The 19,160-nt window shown below is 50.8% G+C and carries 10 protein-coding genes; 4 read left to right on the forward strand and 6 right to left on the reverse strand.

Annotated elements, in window-relative coordinates:
• Nucleotides 1-699 precede the first annotated feature (699 nt).
• The 4 genes from gltB (at nt 700) to BLU97_RS07615 (ending at nt 9,892) form a co-directional block, all read left to right on the forward strand.
• Nucleotides 700-5,229 (forward strand): glutamate synthase large subunit, encoded by a 4,530-nt coding sequence (gltB, locus tag BLU97_RS07600; RefSeq protein WP_074760973.1) that lies wholly within the window; start codon nt 700-702, stop codon nt 5,227-5,229.
• A gap of 91 nt (nt 5,230-5,320) precedes the next feature.
• A complete protein-coding gene (locus tag BLU97_RS07605; protein WP_074760974.1) occupies nt 5,321-6,676 on the forward strand; it encodes a glutamate synthase subunit beta in 1,356 nt (451 codons plus the stop codon).
• Nucleotides 6,677-6,678: 2 nt separating this feature from the next.
• Nucleotides 6,679-7,482, forward strand: a complete 804-nt coding sequence (gene dapF / locus BLU97_RS07610; RefSeq protein WP_074760975.1) for a diaminopimelate epimerase — start codon at nt 6,679-6,681, stop codon at nt 7,480-7,482.
• A gap of 196 nt (nt 7,483-7,678) precedes the next feature.
• Nucleotides 7,679-9,892: a glutamine synthetase III gene (locus tag BLU97_RS07615; protein WP_074760976.1), complete on the forward strand. Its 2,214-nt coding sequence runs from the start codon at nt 7,679-7,681 to the stop codon at nt 9,890-9,892.
• Nucleotides 9,893-10,156: 264 nt separating this feature from the next.
• On the opposite strand, the gene BLU97_RS07620 is transcribed toward BLU97_RS07615, so the two are convergent.
• The 6 genes from BLU97_RS07620 to BLU97_RS07645 all read right to left on the reverse strand — a co-directional run bounded on the left by BLU97_RS07620 (nt 10,157) and on the right by BLU97_RS07645 (nt 19,139).
• Entirely contained in the window at nt 10,157-12,382 is a 2,226-nt protein-coding gene (locus tag BLU97_RS07620) for a glycoside hydrolase family 3 C-terminal domain-containing protein (protein WP_074761463.1), read from the reverse strand.
• Nucleotides 12,383-12,426: 44 nt separating this feature from the next.
• Nucleotides 12,427-13,668: a glycoside hydrolase family 5 protein gene (locus BLU97_RS07625; RefSeq protein ID WP_074760977.1), complete on the reverse strand. Its 1,242-nt coding sequence runs from the start codon at nt 13,666-13,668 to the stop codon at nt 12,427-12,429.
• Nucleotides 13,665-15,041 carry a CotH kinase family protein gene (locus tag BLU97_RS07630; protein ID WP_081352918.1) on the reverse strand — a complete coding sequence of 459 codons (1,377 nt, stop codon included), beginning with the start codon at nt 15,039-15,041 and terminating at the stop codon, nt 13,665-13,667. Before BLU97_RS07630 ends, BLU97_RS07625 begins: the two co-directional genes overlap by 4 nt.
• Nucleotides 15,042-15,124: 83 nt before the next feature.
• Complete coding sequence (locus BLU97_RS07635; RefSeq protein ID WP_081352919.1) at nt 15,125-16,090, reverse strand: family 16 glycosylhydrolase; 966 nt, start codon at nt 16,088-16,090, stop codon at nt 15,125-15,127.
• Nucleotides 16,091-16,148: 58 nt separating this feature from the next.
• Nucleotides 16,149-17,516: a hypothetical protein gene (locus tag BLU97_RS07640; RefSeq protein ID WP_139208924.1), complete on the reverse strand. Its 1,368-nt coding sequence runs from the start codon at nt 17,514-17,516 to the stop codon at nt 16,149-16,151.
• Nucleotides 17,517-17,546: 30 nt separating this feature from the next.
• On the reverse strand, nt 17,547-19,139 hold the full coding sequence (locus BLU97_RS07645) for a RagB/SusD family nutrient uptake outer membrane protein (RefSeq protein ID WP_074760981.1): 1,593 nt from the start codon (nt 19,137-19,139) through the stop codon (nt 17,547-17,549).
• Between the last annotated feature and the right edge of the window lie 21 nt (nt 19,140-19,160).

The following is a 19,160-nucleotide window of genomic DNA, read 5'->3' on the forward strand; positions in this document are numbered from 1 at the left end:
TTCTAGTCAATATTAGGGCATAATTTTAAATCTTCATTTTGGCTTCAACTATCAACCTGAAAGCAATCGATTTTATTTTGCTTACAGATTAAAACAAAAACAGCCACCAATCGCGTTGATTGATGGCCGCTCCGTTCACATGCCCATGCCGATCCGTTCACATGCCCATGCCGCTGGTTGCCCCCAGTGCTCGATGAGTTCGGATGTGGTATTAATTATGCAGGTTGCTGCTATTAATGGTAACAGTTGCTACTATTAATGGTAACAATTGCTACTATTAATAGAAACAGATTTCATCCTGTTGCTACGCGCTACAGCGCTACAGTTGTTTTTCGCCCCATCGCACATACAAAAATACTTCTATATTTATATATAATATATATTAATATAGGGACTTATGTTGGGTGTTGGGTGACATGATTTCTAACTGTAGCACTGTAGCACTGTAGCGCGTAGCGTGCGATTTGCCCCCATCGATAGTGCCTATAGCGTAGCCTTTCCGCATGGTACACCATTAAATGTTAATAAGAAAAAGAAAAATTAGTTTCAATCTGTAAGCATTTCGATGTGATTTGCTTACAGATTGTTATTTTTTGCAAAAATGTAGATAAAAACGTCAGCGTTTTGGCTTGTTTGATAGCAAAACGTTATACCTTTGCGGTCGAAATCGGACAAAATGTAAGATTAACAAAGGATAATATGACAAAAAGAAAGCAAACTCAAACCAAAAAAGGACTCTACCAGAGTGACTATGAGCATGATGCTTGCGGCGTGGGTATGGTGGTTAACATACACGGCGGAAAAAGTCATGATCTGGTTGACAATGCACTGAAGGTGCTTGAGAACATGGAACACCGTGGCGCCGAGACACGCGACAAGACCGGTGATGGTGCGGGTATCATGGTACAGATACCCCACGAGTTTATTTTGTTACAGGGTATCCCCGTGCCTGAAAAGGGTAAGTACGGCACAGGTCTGGTTTTTCTGCCTAAGGACGAGAAGGCTCAGCAGCAGATACTGAGCGTGATGATTGAGGAGATTGAGCGCGAGGGCCTGCAACTGATGCATCTGCGCACGGTGCCCACCAACCCTGAGGTGCTGGGCGTGGCTGCTCGCGAGGTGGAACCCGACATTAAGCAGATTTTTGTAACGGGCGTATCCGAGGATAACGTGCCCGTGTTTGAGCGTATATTATATAAAGTACGTAAGCGCATAGAGAACCGCATAGATGATGAGGATTTTTATCTCTGTTCGCTGTCGAGCAAGAATATTATCTACAAGGGAATGCTTACCAGCGGACAGCTGCGACGCTACTTCCCTGATCTTTCGAACGATTACTTCACGAGCGGACTGGCCTTGGTTCACTCGCGTTTCTCAACTAATACATTCCCTAAATGGAAACTCGCACAGCCTTTCCGCTTGCTGGCCCACAACGGTGAGATTAACACCATTCGTGGTAACCGCGGCTGGATGAAGGCAAGAGAGAGTGTGCTGAGCAGTGAGGCGCTGGGCGACATCAAGGACCTGCGCCCCATTGTGCAGGACGGCATGAGCGATTCGGCCAGCTTGGACAACGTTTTCGAGTTCCTGATGATGAGCGGACTCTCGTTGCCACAGGCCATGGCCATCCTGGTGCCTGAGAGTTTTAACGATAAGAACCCTATTTCAGAAGATTTGAAAGCCTTCTACGAATATCACTCTATCCTGATGGAGCCGTGGGACGGTCCTGCCGCACTGCTGTTTAGCGATGGTCGCTACGCAGGCGGAATGCTCGACCGTAACGGCCTGCGCCCCAGCCGCTACACCATCACCAAGCAAGGTATGATGGTGGTAGCCTCTGAGGTTGGCGTGATGGACTTTGAGCCCGGCGACGTGGTTTCGAAGGGACGTCTGCAGCCAGGAAAGATTCTGCTGATTGATACGCAGGAAGGTAAGATTTACTACGATGGTGAGATTAAGGAGAAGCTGGCCAAGGCCCATCCTTACCGCGAGTGGCTGGCCGAGAACCGCGTGCAGCTTGAGAAACTGAAGAGCGGACGTAAGGTGGATAACGGCGTGAGCGACTTGCAGCAGAAGCTGGTTACCTTCGGATTTGGTCAGGAGGATATCGACAAGACCATTATCCCTATGGCTACAGCCGGACAGGAGCCTGTAGCTGCGATGGGTAACGACACCCCGCTGGCTGTCATTTCCGACCGTCCACAGGTGCTGTTCAACTACTTCCGTCAGCAGTTTGCACAGGTTACTAACCCTGCCATCGACCCTATCCGCGAGGAACTTGTAATGAGCCTCACGGAGTACATCGGCGCTGTGGGTACCAACATTCTTACCCCCGATGCATCGAACTGCAAAATGGTACGTTTGCCGCAGCCAGTTTTAACCAACACACAACTTGATATACTGTGTAACATCCGCTACAAGGGCTTCAACACCAAGAAGTTGCCTATCGTGTTCGAGATGGCCAAGGGTGAGGAAGGCTTGCGCCAGGCACTCGACGATCTGTGCCACCAGGCCGAAGCCAGTGTAGACGAGGGTGTGAACTACATTATTCTGAGCGACCGCGACCTGGACGATACCCATGCTGCCATCCCATCGCTGTTGGCCGTTAGTGCTGTTCACCACTACCTGATTAGCGTAGGTAAGCGCGTGCAGACAGCCTTGATTGTTGAGAGCGGTGAGATTCGCGAGGTAATGCACGCTGCCCTGCTGCTGGGTTACGGTGCCAGCGCCCTGTGCCCATACATGACATTTGCCGTGCTCGACGATCTGGTGAAGCATCACAAGATTCAGGAGGAGTACGCCACTGCCGAGAAGAACTACATCAAGGCCGTGGACAAGGGTCTGAAGAAGATTATGAGTAAGATGGGTATCAGTACCATCCGCAGCTACCGCGGTGCCAAGATTTTTGAGAGCATCGGACTGAGCGAGGATCTGCTGCGTCGCTACTTCGGTACCGAGGTGAGCACCATTGGTGGTGTGGGTTTGAAGGAGATTGCCCGCGATGCCATTGCGCTTCATGCGGAATCCCCCCGCCAAACGGGGGGATGGCTTCCGCAGGGGGGCAAAAATGATACTGTCCTGCCCAACAACGGCCAGTTTGCATGGCGCAAGGATGGTATTAAGCACGCCTGGAACCCCGAGACCATTGCCAAGTTGCAGTTGGCTACCCGTCAGGGTAACTACGAAAAGTTCAAGCAGTGGTCGAAGCTGGTTGACCAGAAGGAGAGCCCCATCTTTATCCGCGACTTCTTCGGATTCAAGAAGGCTGCTAAGCCAACCCCAATCGACGAGGTTGAAAGCGTAGAAAGCATTGTTAAGCATTTTGTTACAGGTGCCATGAGTTTCGGTGCCCTGAGCATCGAGGCCCACGAGGCATTGGCACTGGCCATGAACAAGCTGGGCGCCCGCAGTAACACCGGTGAGGGTGGTGAGGATAACGCCCGCTACCACTCGGAGGTTGACGGTGTAAGTCTGAGCTCGAAGACCAAGCAGATTGCCAGTGGACGTTTCGGTGTAACTGCCGAGTACCTGGTGAATGCTGAGGAGATACAGATTAAGGTGGCACAAGGAGCAAAACCTGGTGAGGGTGGACAGCTGCCTGGCTTTAAGGTTAACGAGATTATCGCCAAGACGCGTAACGCCATCCCCGGTATCTCGCTCATCTCGCCTCCACCTCATCACGATATCTACAGTATCGAGGACCTGGCACAGCTTATCTTCGACCTGAAGAATATCAACCCCACAGCTGCCGTAAGCGTTAAGCTGGTGGCCGAGAGCGGTGTAGGAACCATTGCCGCTGGTGTGGCAAAGGCCAAGGCCGACCTGATTGTTATCAGTGGTGCCGAGGGTGGTACAGGTGCCAGCCCTGCTTCAAGTATGCGATTTGCAGGTATCAGTCCTGAGATCGGACTGGCCGAGACCCAGCAGACGCTGGTGATGAACGGCTTGCGTAACCAGGTTCGCCTGCAGACCGACGGACAGCTGAAGACTGCCAAGGACGTGATTATCATGGCGATGCTTGGTGCCGACGAATTCTCGTTCGGAACACTGCCCCTGATAGTATTGGGCTGTGTGATGATGCGTAAGTGTAATACCAATACCTGTCCTATGGGTGTGGCTACTCAGAACCCCGAGTTGCGCAAGCACTTTGAGGGTCGCGCCGAGTACGTGGTTAACTTCTTTACCTTCCTGGCCGAGCAGGTACGCGAATACCTGAGTGAAATCGGTGTGAAGAGTCTGAAGGAGATTATCGGACACACCGAACTGATTGAGGTGAACACCGAGAACGCTACCGACAAGCAGAAGACTATCGACTTTGCGCGACTGCTGCACAAGCCTGCAACCGACAAGGCTCTGTTCTGGGATCGCGGTGCTTACACCAAGGTAACAGGCGTGAAGGACGAGGAGATGATTAAGGCTGCACAGAAGGCCATCGAGAACCAGGAAGAGGTAACTCTCGACTATGCCATCAAGAATACCGACCGTGCCGTGGGTACCATGCTGAGTGGTGTGATAGCCCAGAAGTACGGCGAGGAAGGACTGCCCGACGGAACCATCAAGATTAAGTTCAAGGGCTCGGCTGGTCAGAGTTTCGGTGCCTTTGCCGTGAAGGGACTGGATTTGCGCCTCGAGGGCGAGACCAACGACTACTTTGGTAAGGGTCTTTCAGGCGGTCGCATCTCTATTCTGCCTCCTGCTCGTCGCAGCGACGACTTTAAGGCTGAAGAAAATATTATCGCAGGTAACACCGGACTTTACGGTGCTACATCGGGCGAACTCTATATAAATGGTAAGGTAGGCGAGCGCTTCGGAGTGCGTAACTCGGGTGCCATCGCTGTGATTGAAGGTGCCGGCGACCACTGTTGCGAGTACATGACTGGCGGACGTGTGGTAGTGCTGGGTAAGACAGGCCGTAACTTTGCTGCCGGTATGAGTGGTGGTGTGGCCTATGTTTACGACCCCGATCACACCTTCGACTACTTCTGCAACATGGATATGGTTGAACTCTCGCTGGTTGAGGACAGCGTATCGCGCAAAGAACTGCTTGAGCTGATTCGCGAGCACTATCTGCACACAGGCTCGGCCCTGGCAGGACGTATGCTCGACGACTGGCACCGCTACATCGAGGACTTTATCCAGGTTGTGCCTATCGAGTACAAACGCGTGCTCGAAGAAGAGAAGATGGCGCGCCTGCACGAAAAAATCGCCGACATCCAGCGCGACTATTAGTAAAATGTAAAAATTAGAAAATGTAATAATGTAAAAGTTGTCGCATTTCATTTTTAAATTTTTAAATTCTTAAATTTTTAAATTTTACACAATGGGAAATCCAAAAGCATTTTTAGAGATACACCGCCAGGAGGCGGGTTACCGTCCGATTCACGATAGAATCCACGATTTTGGCGAGGTAGAGCAGACGCTCAGCACTCGCGAACGTAAACTGCAGGCCAGCCGCTGTATGGATTGCGGCGTGCCCTTCTGCCACTGGGCCTGTCCGCTGGGTAACAAAGCACCCGAGTGGAACGACGCCCTGTACAAAGGCGACTTTGAGTTGGCCTACCAGTTGCTGAACACCACCAACCCCTTCCCCGAGTTCACTGGTCGTATCTGTCCTGCACTGTGCGAGAAGGCTTGTGTGCTGAACCGCTTTAACCATGAGCCAACCACCAACCGCGAAGATGAGTGCGCCATTACCGAGATGGCATTCCAGGAGGGCTTTATCCAGCCTAAGACCGATATCGCACGCAACGGAAAGAAGGTGGCTGTGATTGGTGCCGGCCCTGCCGGATTGGCTGCTGCCAACGACCTGAACCACATGGGATATACCGTTACCGTGTTTGAGAAGAACGAAGCTGCAGGCGGATTGCTGCGCTACGGTATCCCTAACTTTAAGTTGAACAAGGCCGTTATCGATCGTCGTATCGCCCTGCTGGAGCAGGAGGGTATCGAGTTTAAGTACGGTCAGGCTGTAGAGGTGAACGACGCCTTTGCCAAGGAGTTCGACGCCGTGGTTATCTCAACCGGTACTCCAACAGCCCGCGATCTGAAGGCTCCTGGCCGCGAACTCAAGGGCGTACACTTCGCCCTCGACATGCTGTCGCAGCAGAACCGCGTGCTGGCAGGTATGGAGTTCAGTAAGGACGAGCGCGTAACAGCCAAAGGCAAGGATGTGCTGGTAATCGGTGGTGGTGATACAGGTAGCGACTGCATTGGTACAGCCCATCGTCAGGGTTGTAAGAGCGTTACCCAGATTGAGATTATGCCTAAGCCCGTTGAGGGTCCCGAAGACCCACAGAACCCTTGGCCAGAGTGGCCTCGCACCCTGAAGACTACATCGAGTCATGAGGAGGGCTGCACCCGCCGTTGGAACATCAACACCCTTGAGTTCCTGGGTAAGGACGGTAAGCTGACTGGCGTAAAGGTACAGGAGATAGATTGGAAACCAAATCCCGAAGGCGGTCGCCCCATCATGGTTGAGAAGGGCAAGCCCGAGATTATAAAAGCTGAACTGGTATTGTTGGCCATGGGATTCTTGAAGCCAGAGCATCCCGCTTATGGTAATAATGTGTTTGTTTGTGGCGATGCGGCCAATGGCGCCTCTCTTGTAGTGCGCGCTATGGCCAGCGGCCGCCAGACAGCCCAGAAGGTGAACGCATTCCTTTCAAAGAATAAGTAAGTATGAGTACGATCCATTTTACCAAGATGCACGGCTGTGGTAACGACTACATCTATGTTGACACCACGCAGTACAATATCCCCGACCCTGAGGCGGCCTCCATCAAGTGGAGCCACCGCCACAAGGGCATCGGATCCGACGGACTGGTACTCATTGGCAAATCTACCGTACCCGAGGCTGATTTTACCATGCGTATTTTTAATGCCGACGGTAGCGAGGCCATGATGTGTGGTAATGCCAGTCGCTGTATTGGTAAGTACCTTTACGAGCGCGGCATGACCGACCTGACCGAGATTCGTCTGCTCACCCTCTCGGGTGTAAAGGTGCTCAGTCTGCATGTAAACAATGGTATTGTAGAGAGTGTTACTGTAGATATGGGCGATCCTGTACTTGAAAACGAGTCGCAGTTCCTGCCAACACGTAACCCTGGTCATGGCACATTCGTATCGATGGGCAATCCCCACTACGTGATATTTACCGATGATGTTGATCAGGTAGGCGAAACGGGTAAGGCCCTGGAGCATCACCCTGCATTCCCCCAGCGCTGCAACATCGAGTTTGCCCGTGTTGAGGCTGACGGTAGTATCCGCACCCGTGTGTGGGAGCGTGGCAGTGGTATCACCCAGGCTTGTGGTACTGGCGCCTGTGCTACCGCTGTGGCCGCCGCACTTACAGGTAAGGCCAGTCGCACATCGCAGATTGTGATGGATGGCGGCACGCTTACCATCGAGTGGAGCGAACAGGACAACCATGTGTACATGACTGGTCCGGCCGAGTTTGTGTGTGATGGCGAAATAGCTTTATAAAGGTATTAGCTAAACCCTGCATTTTGATTACAATCTGTAAGAAAATACATATATAGAACTTACAATTTGTAATTTTGAGATAAAAACAAGATAAAAAATGTCGATAAAATAGGTAATTTACTTTCAATTTGTAGTACCTTTGCATCGGAATCATAGCAAAGTGTAAGCAAATTGTATAACAACATAAACAGTAATTATGGAAGCATTAAGATTTCAGGTTGTCGGCGAGGCTTTTAAGAAGAAGCCACTCGACGTAAAAGCACCAAGTGAGAGACCTTGCGAGTATTTTGGCAAGAAGGTCTTTAATCGTGAGAAAATGTACAAGTACCTGCCAAAGGACGTGTACGAGAAAATGGTCGACGTAATTGATAATGGCGCACGTTTGGATCGTACTGTTGCCGACGCTGTAGCTGCTGGTATCAAGCAGTGGGCTACCGAGAATGGCGTAACTCACTATACTCACTGGTTCCAGCCCCTGACCGAAGGTACTGCCGAGAAGCACGACTCGTTTATCGAGCATGATGGTAAGGGCGGTATGGTTGAAGAGTTCAGCGGAAAGCTGCTCGTTCAGCAGGAACCTGATGCTTCTTCATTCCCCTCTGGTGGCATCCGTTCTACATTCGAGGCACGTGGTTATTCTGCATGGGATCCCACATCTCCAGTATTTATTATAGACGATACGCTTTGTATCCCCACAGTATTTATCAGTTATAGCGGCGAGGCCCTTGACTATAAGGCACCTCTGCTGCGTGCTCTTCATGCAGTTAACGTGGCTGCTACTGATGTTTGCCATTACTTTGATCCCACAGTAAAGAAAGTAACCTCAAACCTCGGATGGGAACAGGAGTACTTCCTGGTAGATGAGGGACTGTATGCTGCACGCCCCGACCTGCTGCTTACCGGTCGTACCCTGATGGGACACGACAGTGCTAAGAACCAGCAGATGGACGACCACTACTTTGGTTCAATCCCCGAGCGCGTGGCTGCCTTTATGCGCGACCTTGAGATTCAGGCTCTGGAACTCGGCGTTCCTTGCAAGACCCGTCATAACGAGGTAGCACCTAATCAGTTTGAGCTGGCACCAATCTTTGAAGAAACTAACCTGGCTGTTGACCACAATATGCTGTTGATGTCGGTTATGAAGCGTGTAGCCCGTAAGCACGGATTCCGCGTGCTGCTGCACGAAAAGCCATTCGCTGGCATCAACGGTTCGGGTAAGCACAACAACTGGAGCTTGAGCACCGACAACGGTGTACTGCTGCACGCTCCTGGCAAGACTCCCGAGGCCAACCTGCGCTTTGCTACCTTTATTGTTGAGACCCTGATGGGTGTTTACAAGCACAACGGTCTGCTCAAGGCCAGCATCATGAGTGCTACCAACGCTCACCGTCTGGGTGCTAACGAGGCTCCCCCAGCTATCGTATCTTCGTTCCTCGGTAAGCAGGTTTCTGAGCTGCTCGACCACATCGAGACTGCCGATAAGGACTTCCTCGCTATGGCTGGCAAGCAGGGACTGAAGATGGATATCCCCGAGATTCCTGAGCTGCTCATCGATAACACCGACCGTAACCGTACATCACCATTCGCATTCACAGGTAACCGCTTTGAGTTCCGTGCTGTAGGTAGTGAGGCTAACTGCGCCAGTGCCATGATTGCCCTGAACAGTGCCGTAGCCGAGGCTCTGGTTGACTTTAAGAAGCGTGTCGATGCTCGCATTCCTGAGTTCGAGAAGAAGCTTGCTGGTACTGAGCACAGCGCTAAGTTCCACGCTATCATCGACGTGCTCCGCGAGGATATCAAGACCTGTAAGCCTATCCGTTTCGACGGCAACGGCTACTCAGACGAGTGGGTGATCGAGGCCGAGAAGCGCGGTCTGGACGTTGAGAAGAGCTGTCCAAAGATCTTTGAGCGTTACCTCGACGACGCCAGCGTTAAGATGTTCGAGAGTCTGGGTGTAATGACCAAGAAGGAGCTCGAGGCACGTAACGAGGTGAAGTGGGAGACCTACACCAAGAAGATTCAGATTGAGGCTCGCGTACTGGGCGACCTGAGCATGAACCATATCATTCCAGTGGCTACCAGTTATCAGAGCCAGCTGCTGAAGAATGTAGAGAATATGGTGGCTGTATTCCCCGTTGACAAGGCCGAGAAGCTGAACGCCCGTAACCTGAAGATTATCGAGGAGATTGCCGAGCGCACATCTGCCATCGAGAAGGGTGTTGAGGAGTTGGTTAACGCCCGCAAGCTGGCCAACAAGATCGAGGACGAGCATGAGAAGGCTATCGCTTATCATGATAAGGTAGAGCCAAAACTTGACGAGATCCGTTATCAGATCGATAAGCTCGAACTGATTGTCGACGATGCTCTGTGGCCACTGCCTAAGTACAGAGAACTGCTGTTCATCCGATAATCGATAAATCAAACAATTCTTTTTTTGGTTGTTTGAAAATCGCAAATTGCGATTTATTGAAGTTTGCGTGGGGGATTTGATACTGTGAGAGTATTGAATCCCTCTTTTATTTGATAATTTTGTGTTAGTTAATTAGCAAAGGAGCCAGCATTGCTGCCGGCTCCTTTTTGTGTTAATCCTGGTAAAACAATCATTTTGGAACTACTAATTACTAACTAATATCAACTATATGTGTACCTAAATATTTAAAAATAACGCATGAATCTACTTCAGTTTGAATGTGTACTTGGTTGGGAGCTTATCTGAAGCTGTACCAATCAGGACCTCGTAAGTGCCTGGCTCGGCGCACCAGCCGTTGGCAGTCTCGTCGTAATAGCTTACGGCATCGGCACCGATGGTAAGTGTTACGTTGCGGGTTTCGCCTGGCTGCAGATACACCTTCTGGAAGGCCTTGAGCTCCTTGACAGGGCGATCAACCTTGCTCTGCTTGGCGGCGATGTACAGCTGCACCGTTTCGCTACCAGCCACCTTGCCGGTATTGGTTACGGGTACGACGAGGGAAATTTTTCCCTCGGCTGTCATCTCCTGCTTGTCGGCGGTTGCTTTACCAACCTTAAAGGTGGTGTAGCTCAAGCCATGACCGAATGCGAAGAGGGGTTTCAGACCCTTGTGGTCGGTATAGCGGTAGCCCACGTAGATACCCTCCTTGTACTCCTCATCGATAATCTTATAATCCTCACGCCAGTTGCCGGGGTAGCTACCTGTGGCATGGGCGCCGCACTGACTGAGTGATGCGTACCAGGTGAATGGCAGCTTGCCTGATGGGTTTACATCGCCGGCCAGTACTGAGGCGATGGCCTCGCCAGCCTCGGAGCCGATAAACCAGGCCTGCACCACAGCGGGCACCTTGTTAATCCAGGGTAGGGCAGCACCGTTACCCGAGATGTTTACATATACCAAGCGTGGGTTTACCTTAAGGATAGCCTCAATCACCTCGTTCTGGGCGTAAGGCAGGTCGTAACTCTTGCGGTCGTGACCCTCGCAATCCTGATGGTCGCTCTTGTTCAGTCCACCAATAAAAATCACGGCATCGGCCTGCTTGGCTTTCTCAACAGCCTCGGCAGTCAGCTCGGCCTGGGGGCGCGTTTCGTACAGCGAACGACCTACGGTTACACCGTTGTAGCTCTGAATGGTATCGCCCACGTAGCCACGGGCGTAATCCACCTCTGCATCGGCAAAGCGTGCCTTGATGCCATCCAGAGGCAGAATCTCTTTCTGGGCCTTGAGCGACGAAGAACCACCACCTACGGTCATCATCTTGATGGCATTTTCGCCCACCACCAATATCTTCTTGGTTTTCTGCAGGTCGAAAGGCAAGAGGTTCTTGTCGTTCTTCAGCAGCACAATACCCTCCTGCGCAATCTTGAGCGCAGCGGCATAGTGATTATCGGAGCACAGGAATCCGTAAGGCTTGTGGCGGTTCATCGTGGTGCGATAGAACAGGCGCAGCACGCGGCGAACCTTCTCGTCGAGCTCCTTGGTGGTATATTTGCCCTCCTTGATTAGCTTCTTGTAAGGCAGGGCCATGTAGTAGTTATCGTAAGCGTTGGTGGCACCCATCGTCAAGCCGTCGGTCCACGAACCAAACTCCAGATCCAGACCGTTCTTGATAGCCTCTTCGGTATCATGGCAGCCGCCCCAGTCGCTAATCACCACACCATCAAAGCCCCAGTCTTTCTTAAGAATCTTGTTCAGCATGGTGGCGTTGTGACAGTTGTGCTGGTTCTGGTACAGGTTGTAGGCACCCATAATGCTCCAGGCGCCACCCTCCTGCACAGCAGCCTTGAAGGCAGGCAGATAAATCTCGTGCAGCGCACGGTCGCTCACAATCACGTTTACCTGATGGCGATACTCCTCGTCGTTGTTCAGGGCATAGTGCTTGACACACGCAGCTACACCCTTCGACTGCAAACCCTGCACGTAAGGCACTACCATACGCGAGGCCAGCCAGGGGTCTTCGCCCATATACTCGAAGTTACGACCACCCAGTGGGGTGCGATAGATGTTCACGCCAGGGCCCAGCATCACATTCTTGTTGCGATACAGTGCCTCCTCGCCCAGACTCTCGCCGTACAAACGGGCCAGCTGCGGGTTCCATGTTGCTGCCAGGCAGGTGAGGGCAGGGAAGGCCACGCACGAGTCGTTGGTCTGACCGGCCTGTTCCCACTCGTCCCACAGCACATCGGGACGAACACCGTGGGGACCGTCGTCGGTCCACAGGTCAGGAAATCCCAAGCGTTTAACACCAGGACTTGAAAACTTGGATTGCGCGTGTATCACGGCAATCTTCTCTTCGAGAGTCATACGACTCAGTGCATCGTCGATGCGCTGCTCGATAGGCTTGCTTTCGTCGAGATACACAGGTGTGCTTTGAGCCTGTGCCGCTGCAGTAGCGCCAATCAGTAGTGCTGACATGATAAATTTCTTCATTCTATAATTAGTTTTATTGTTCATTTTCTCACCTTTTTGTTTTTTCAATTTTTCAATTTCCCCATCCCCATGCTTTGGATATACTCCGCCTGTGGTTTGCAGTTCTCGATGCGACAGTTCTCGGCAAACTGCTTGAGCAGCTGGCGGAACTGAGCCTGATTGGGGCGTGCCTCGCGCCATTCTTGATAGGTGTTGCGTGATGTCTCGGCATATTTCACCACGATGCTATCCCAACCCTCGGGGCGCTTGATGCCCATCATGCACGACTCATCTACCTTTTTATAAGGCCAGAAGGTGTAACCGATGTTGTTCTCCTTCAGCACCTTCACAAAGTCGCGTTGCCACTCCATGGTGTTGTGTCCGAACTCACCCATATACATGGGGCGGTTCACCGAGTCGCGGAAGTTGATGTAGTGGGTGATAGCCTCCTTGGTGGCCGGACCGCCGTAGCGATGACAGGTGTACATCAGCTTATCATCGTAGGTGGTGTCGTTCAGCATCCAAAAGAAACTGTTCCAGTGGGCACCGCCCAACAGGATGATGTGGTTTCTGTCCACCTGGCGGATGGCCTCTACCGCCTTTTTATATACCGGCTGCAACTTCTGATACAGCTCGTATCTGTTCTCGAAATAGTGAGCGATAGGCTCGTTCATCAGTTCGTAGCCCAGGATGGTGGTCTCGCCGCGATAGCGATAGGCTATCTCGCGCCATATCTTGCAGAACAACTGCTGACTCTGTTCACTCTCGAAGAGCCAGGGGTAGCCATGTCCGTCGTCGATATTGTCGCCCGTCTGTCCACCAGGACAGTCGTGCATGTCCAGAATCAGATACAGACCATTGGCCTTGCACCACGTGATCACCGAGTCGATACGCTCATAGCCATCCTTCTTGCCCGTCTGTCCCATGTAGTCCTCATCGGTGAACAACTTGTAGTTGAATGGCAATCGGATGGTGTTTGCCCCCTGATGGGCAATGAAGTCGATATCCTTGCGTGTCACGTAGTTATCCTTGAACTGCTGCCAGAACTTGGCTGTAGCATCAGGCCCCACGGCCTCTTTCATCATGAGATCGATCATCCATGCCGAGTTGGTACGTCCGAAACCGAACATGTAACCCTCGGGGTTCAACCAGTTGCCCAGATTGGTGCCCTGAATCAGGAGTTTCTCACCGTTAGGTTTGATGAGGTCGTGCCCATTGATGGTCACAAACCCAGTGGTTTCGTTCTGCTTGCCCACGTTGCAGGCCACCAGCAGGAGTGCAAAGAGATAAACGAATGCTTTCTTCATTGTTTTGTTATTATTTGTCTGTTTTGGATGTATATTCCTTTTTTATGGCGTTGCTGCACCTTTCGGCCCTGCAGGTCGTAGAGGGTGCTGCTGTTCTTTTCAGTTGTCTTGGCAGGTGTGATGCCGGTGGCACTCAACTTCTGGGCGAAGGCCTGTTGCAGATAGGGGATATGAGTGCTCACAAACGCCTTCAGGTCGCTGATGTAGCTGTCGTAGTCGTTGTGGTACTTGTGCTTCTCGAAGCTGTACACCTGCTGGTTGATGGGCCACACCTTGAAGTTCTCTGTCTGCGACTGCCAGATGGCACCACGCAAACTGTCGATAGCCGTCAACAAGTGCTGCTCCAGTCCAGCCTCTACCAACTGGTTCATCCGGTCGTTGCAAGCCTTGGCAAACCAAGGGTCTTGCCACAGTCGCTGCAGAATCTTCTCGAAGGGACGGTTCCACAAGCCTAAGTAGGCCTCCATATTGCGTAGCAGACTCTTTTCCGAGCTATTGTCGTAGCCCAAGTCAAGGTCCCACAGCGGTCCGAAGTGCATCTTCTGTTCGTCGGCCTCCTTATACATATAGATACTGTAGAGCGCATCGATATTGCCCGTGATCTCGGCACCCACGTACCAGTTGATAAAGTCAGTCTCGTCGATATAGGCACGATAGCCCTTCTCCGGATCCTGATAGTCGTTGCTGGCCACCGCCTGCTCGAAAGCCTCTATCCACTGTCCGATGGCGGTGCGCTTATCCGCGGTGAGCAGGTCGTCATCAGGGTTCTTGATATTATAGATGATGCCATAGCGTGTGGACGTGATATATGGCTCCTCGCGCGAGTTCTCGTTGGCCACCTCCAGCAGCCAACCGTTGTCCTCATCCACCTCCACGCGCTTTTTGTGCACCTGCACCTGGTCGCTTATCTGGTAGGTGCCATGGTATTTGCCATTAAGATAAAGATCGATGAACTTGGCAGCTGGACAGAACCTCATGCCGATGAAACGTCCGAGTTGGTAAGTCAGGGCATTGCGGATCATGGTCTTGTCGCCGTGATTGGCAAGCAGCGTCCAACTTTTGGCTTTCGCAAAGTCCTCACCTAACAGTGTTTGCTTTTTGTCGAACTTAACTCGGTAGGGATTCTTGTCAGAGTTCCACCACGATGAGTTGCCTCGTCCTCTTATCTGTGTGTTCTCGAGTCGGAGCGTGTTGTCGCCATCCACCATCGTAAAAGTACACATGATGTACTCTTCCTTACTGGTGATGTTCTGACCGTTCTCCGTCTCGATATACACCGTGGGTACATCGGTAAGTTGTTTATATTGCTGGGCCAGGGCAGGACTGGCCGCAGCAATAAACAACAAAGTTGAGAGTATTAATTTCAAGTTCATTATTTCTTCTGGAATACACGCACGTTAATATTCTAGTTTCGAGAGTGTAACTCCATAATTACATTATTGTTTTTTTATTTATATTATTTGATGTATTTACGACCGTTTTTGATATAGAATCCTTTTGCTGACGCCTTGATACGTTGACCTGCAAGATTGTAGGTAATATCGTCGGTAGCAGTAGTATGAGTAATTGGACTGATGTTTGCTGTTTCTCCTTTTTTCTGATACACGCGTACATAGTCTATGAGCATCTCTGCAGGAAGTGCTTTTTCATCAACGCCTTGTGCACCTCCCCAGTCACCTCCCCAAGCAAGATTTAGAATGATGTAGAATGGATCATCATAAGGCCAGTCATCACGGCCCAGTCCACGATTGACATACTCGAGCTGCTTGTTACCATCTACATAGGTAGTGATTTTTTGTTTGGTCCACTCTATGCTGTAGATATGATATTCATCTTCTGCTCCGTCACACTTCATCTCGTGTGTCACCTGGGTGTTGTTCGAGTGTACATGTGCATTGGCATGCAAGCTCGACGATACGTAGTCGGGGTGGTAGCCCACTTCTTCCATGATGTCAATCTCGCCATCAGCAGGCCATGAACGGAAGTTCACTGGCATCATCCAGAAGGCAGGCCATGTACCCTTGCCCTTTGGCAGTTTGATGCGTGCTTCAATATAGCCGTATGTCCAGCCTGTCGAAGCGTGTGCATATACACGACCAGAGCAGATACGCCCGCTTTCTTTCAGACAGCGTATGATAAGTGCGTCGTCTTTGATCTCTGTTACGAACTTGCCGCCTGGCGTTTTGTGGTCTAGATAGTACTGTTTTTCGTGATTTACCCATCCTGGCTGTTTCACTTCGTGTGTCCAGTCATCGGCATTCAGCTCTGTGCCTTTGTCAAATTCATCACTCCACACCTTGGTATAACCTTCAGGAACGTAGCCCGATTCATCGTGTGTGGGTTGCAGACTTGGCTGGGTCTCTGCGGAAGCAAGCATTGAGCTTAAACAGAATATCGAAGTAGCGAGTAGAGATTTTGTCATATTGATTTTTATATTATAAATCCCCCTCCCTTGTAGTCAAGGGTGGGGGAAGCGTTTCTTACTCTTCAGCGAGATACATATCAACAATGGTGATATTGGTACCAACAGGTGTACCACCAAAGTCGAGACAGAGCCGGAACTTTCCGTCGAAACCTGCACAGCCCTTCAATACTATGGCTGTTGGTACGTTGGCAGTTACCGCATGGCGGTCGGCTGAGAGGTAAGTATTATCGTCGTTGTCGTTCTGTGGCTTAACAGTCATGCCTGGGACATTCTGATCGGCAATGACAATCATCGAGAAATTATATTTCTTGTTTGCGTTCAGGGTTACACCATCGAATGGTATATGAACCTGTCCCTGCCACTGGTCTCCACCCATTCCCTCAGGAATGGTGAGCTTGAAGAGTGCAGGTGAGTCGCCCTCATGGTCTGGGTTCAGACCACCTGACCAGTCAGAAGGTGAGAACCAGAAACGGAAGTCTGCACCGAAAGGCTGATCCTTAAGGATGTTCTTGCCATCGTTGAAGTCGAATGGAGGGATGTTGGCATCATTATGCTCACTCAGGAATACACGAGCGATAGTGAACTCAGTGCCAGCAGGCGCACCTCCAAAGTCGAGGGCAAGTTTGAACTGCCCATCAAATCCCTGAACGTTGCTCAATGCAATCACGTTTAAGCCTTCGTGCAGAGGGAACTGGTCAGCTGTAAAATAAGTGTTGTCGTCGCCGTCTTTCTGTGGCTTGACTGTCACCTTGATGTTGCCTGTACCAGCAATGATGGCGATAGAGAAATCGTAGGTCTTGCTTGCGCTCAGAGTCGGACCATTCTGCTGGATATGAACCTGTCCCTGCCATTGATCTCCACCCATGCCCTCTGGGATGGTGAATGTCAGACCACTATGAATGTCACCATCAAGGTTGGGGTTCAAACCACCTGACCAGTCGGAAGGTGAGAACCAGTGGCTGTATTCAGGCTGCCAGTCAGCCAACAGGTCAGTGCCAGCTGTGAATCCCATCCATCCTTCGGGCTCATCGGCTGCGTTTGGATCTTTCCAGTTTGATGCGATATTGAAGCTGGTGGTAACCATTTGTTGGTCGCAAGCAGAGAAGGCATACAGTTGTACGGTGTAGTCGCCCTGCTTTTTGATAATCTGTGAGATAGATTGTCCGGCAGGTGTTTCTTTTAACGACTTGCCGTCAGTACTGATGTAGTAGCGTACACCATCCTGTGCCTGTGAAGCATTGGTGATGGTTACAAGATTGGGCTGGCCTGTCTCATCTGTCGAGACATTTGCAGTAACAGCCAGTGCAGCAGCATTTACAGATGTGCCACCTAGACTGTGGTCATCGTTATCTTGTGGATCGCAAGAAACCAGTCCTGCCATTGCAAGGCCAATTAACATTGTGCTATAAATAAACTTTTTCATAAGTGTATTCTTTGATTGTTGAATAATAAATTAATAGCCGGGATTCTGCTGCAGTTCGAACTCTGTACCCTTTGTGGCATCTATTTCAGCCTGTGGGATGGCTACGTACTTGTTTGTCTCTTTCCAGTCGCGTGAAGTGTTCAGACCTGGTACGTTGTCAACGTGCAGCACATTTGTGATACCCCATCGAACCACGTCGTAATAACGGTGTCCCTCGCCCACAAATTCCAAGTGATTCTCTCTCTGAATGTTCTCGAGTGTGAGAGGCACACGATGGTTTTGGTCTCCAAAGGCACGGTCGCGTACCTGGTTCAAGCAGTCTGCACCACTCACACCATCTATATCACCAGTAGTCAGAGTCAGTTCTGCATAAGCTAACAATGTTTCTGCATAGCGGAATATACGCAGGTTATTACTCCAGTTCAGGTCGCCAGTACCGGTTGGCTTGTGATAGCCAGTGCGTGCAGCATATTTGGCAAGGAAGAAACCAGTGTCTTGGAAACGAATGGTGTATGATGAACCCCATGGTGTCTTGTTTGTATCACCAACGTTGCCGCCGGTAGCATCACCACGTAGGTCACGGATAGATGCGTCACGGCGCTGGTCGCCTTCGTCAAACATGGCGTATGCCTCTGGTCGTACAGGACCGAATCCCCATCCGCCTTCAAAACCTGAATCGCCACCTAGACCGTTTGGTGAGATGTAAGAGGGTAAGTTGGTGCCGCCACTGTTCCAGGCTGTACCCCAGTCCTTTGAACCAGGAATCATGTTAGCCTCAAAGATTGACTCAGGTCCGAACTCACCTTCCTGTAGCCACATGCTTGTATAGTCGTCAACCAGCGAGTATTTGCCACTCTTGATGATGGCTGCCAGTCCCTTGGCAGTTTCCTGATATCTGTTCTGGTCCTTTTGGTACATCACGGCACGTGCTTTCAGCATGTAGGCTGCAGCCAGACTGGCGCGACCGTTATTTGTACCGTCGTTAGTATTCATCTCTGCATCGGTGAAGTTTTCGATAGAACCATCAACATCCTTAATAATCTGAGCATAAACCTCATCGGGAGTCAACTGACGACATACATAGGGCGGTTCAAAAAGATTTTCCTGGAATGGCACTGCACCGAAGCTACGCCAGAGCATATAGAGGTAGTAAGCACGCAGGAAAAGGGCTTCAGCCTTATATTTCTTGATGAGTGCAACCTCTGCAGGATTGTCGGTTGTTGCTGTTTCAACCAGTCCGAGTGCGCTATTTACACGTGTGATACCAGAGGTATAGATGTTCCATGTGCCATTCAAGGTCAGGTTACCGCTGGTGTTGAACATAGATACGGCCAGGTTCATGCCGTTCATACCATCGTTGGCATCGCCGCCGCCCTTCCAAATATCGTCCGATTGTATATCGGCAATATATACTGATGACTCGTAAGAGCCGTTAGCATATGAGTCGAAACCCAGAATTTGGTATGATGCTGCCAAACCGGAATTGATATTCAGAGGGTCGCCAGCAGCACCAGCTGCACCCTGTGTAGTGGGCTCAGGTTCCAGAAATGAGTCGCCACACGATGTGAGCGCCATACCTGATGACAAAGCCGCTACTGCAATATATAATTTAAAATTTTTCATTGTCGTATATATTAATGTGAA

It is taken from the genome of Xylanibacter ruminicola (genome assembly GCF_900107775.1).
GTDB lineage: Bacteria > Bacteroidota > Bacteroidia > Bacteroidales > Bacteroidaceae > Prevotella > Prevotella ruminicola_C.

Coding starts and splice junctions, on each gene's coding strand:
- BLU97_RS07635 (WP_081352919.1), bottom strand. CDS start 16,090: ATGACAAAATCTCTACTCGCTACTTCGATATTCTGTTTAAGCTCAATG.
- BLU97_RS07605 (WP_074760974.1), top strand. CDS start 5,321: ATGGGAAATCCAAAAGCATTTTTAGAGATACACCGCCAGGAGGCGGGT.
- gltB (WP_074760973.1), top strand. CDS start 700: ATGACAAAAAGAAAGCAAACTCAAACCAAAAAAGGACTCTACCAGAGT.
- BLU97_RS07625 (WP_074760977.1), bottom strand. CDS start 13,668: ATGAAGAAAGCATTCGTTTATCTCTTTGCACTCCTGCTGGTGGCCTGC.
- BLU97_RS07630 (WP_081352918.1), bottom strand. CDS start 15,041: ATGAACTTGAAATTAATACTCTCAACTTTGTTGTTTATTGCTGCGGCC.
- BLU97_RS07615 (WP_074760976.1), top strand. CDS start 7,679: ATGGAAGCATTAAGATTTCAGGTTGTCGGCGAGGCTTTTAAGAAGAAG.
- BLU97_RS07620 (WP_074761463.1), bottom strand. CDS start 12,382: ATGAAGAAATTTATCATGTCAGCACTACTGATTGGCGCTACTGCAGCG.
- BLU97_RS07640 (WP_139208924.1), bottom strand. CDS start 17,516: ATGAAAAAGTTTATTTATAGCACAATGTTAATTGGCCTTGCAATGGCA.
- dapF (WP_074760975.1), top strand. CDS start 6,679: ATGAGTACGATCCATTTTACCAAGATGCACGGCTGTGGTAACGACTAC.
- BLU97_RS07645 (WP_074760981.1), bottom strand. CDS start 19,139: ATGAAAAATTTTAAATTATATATTGCAGTAGCGGCTTTGTCATCAGGT.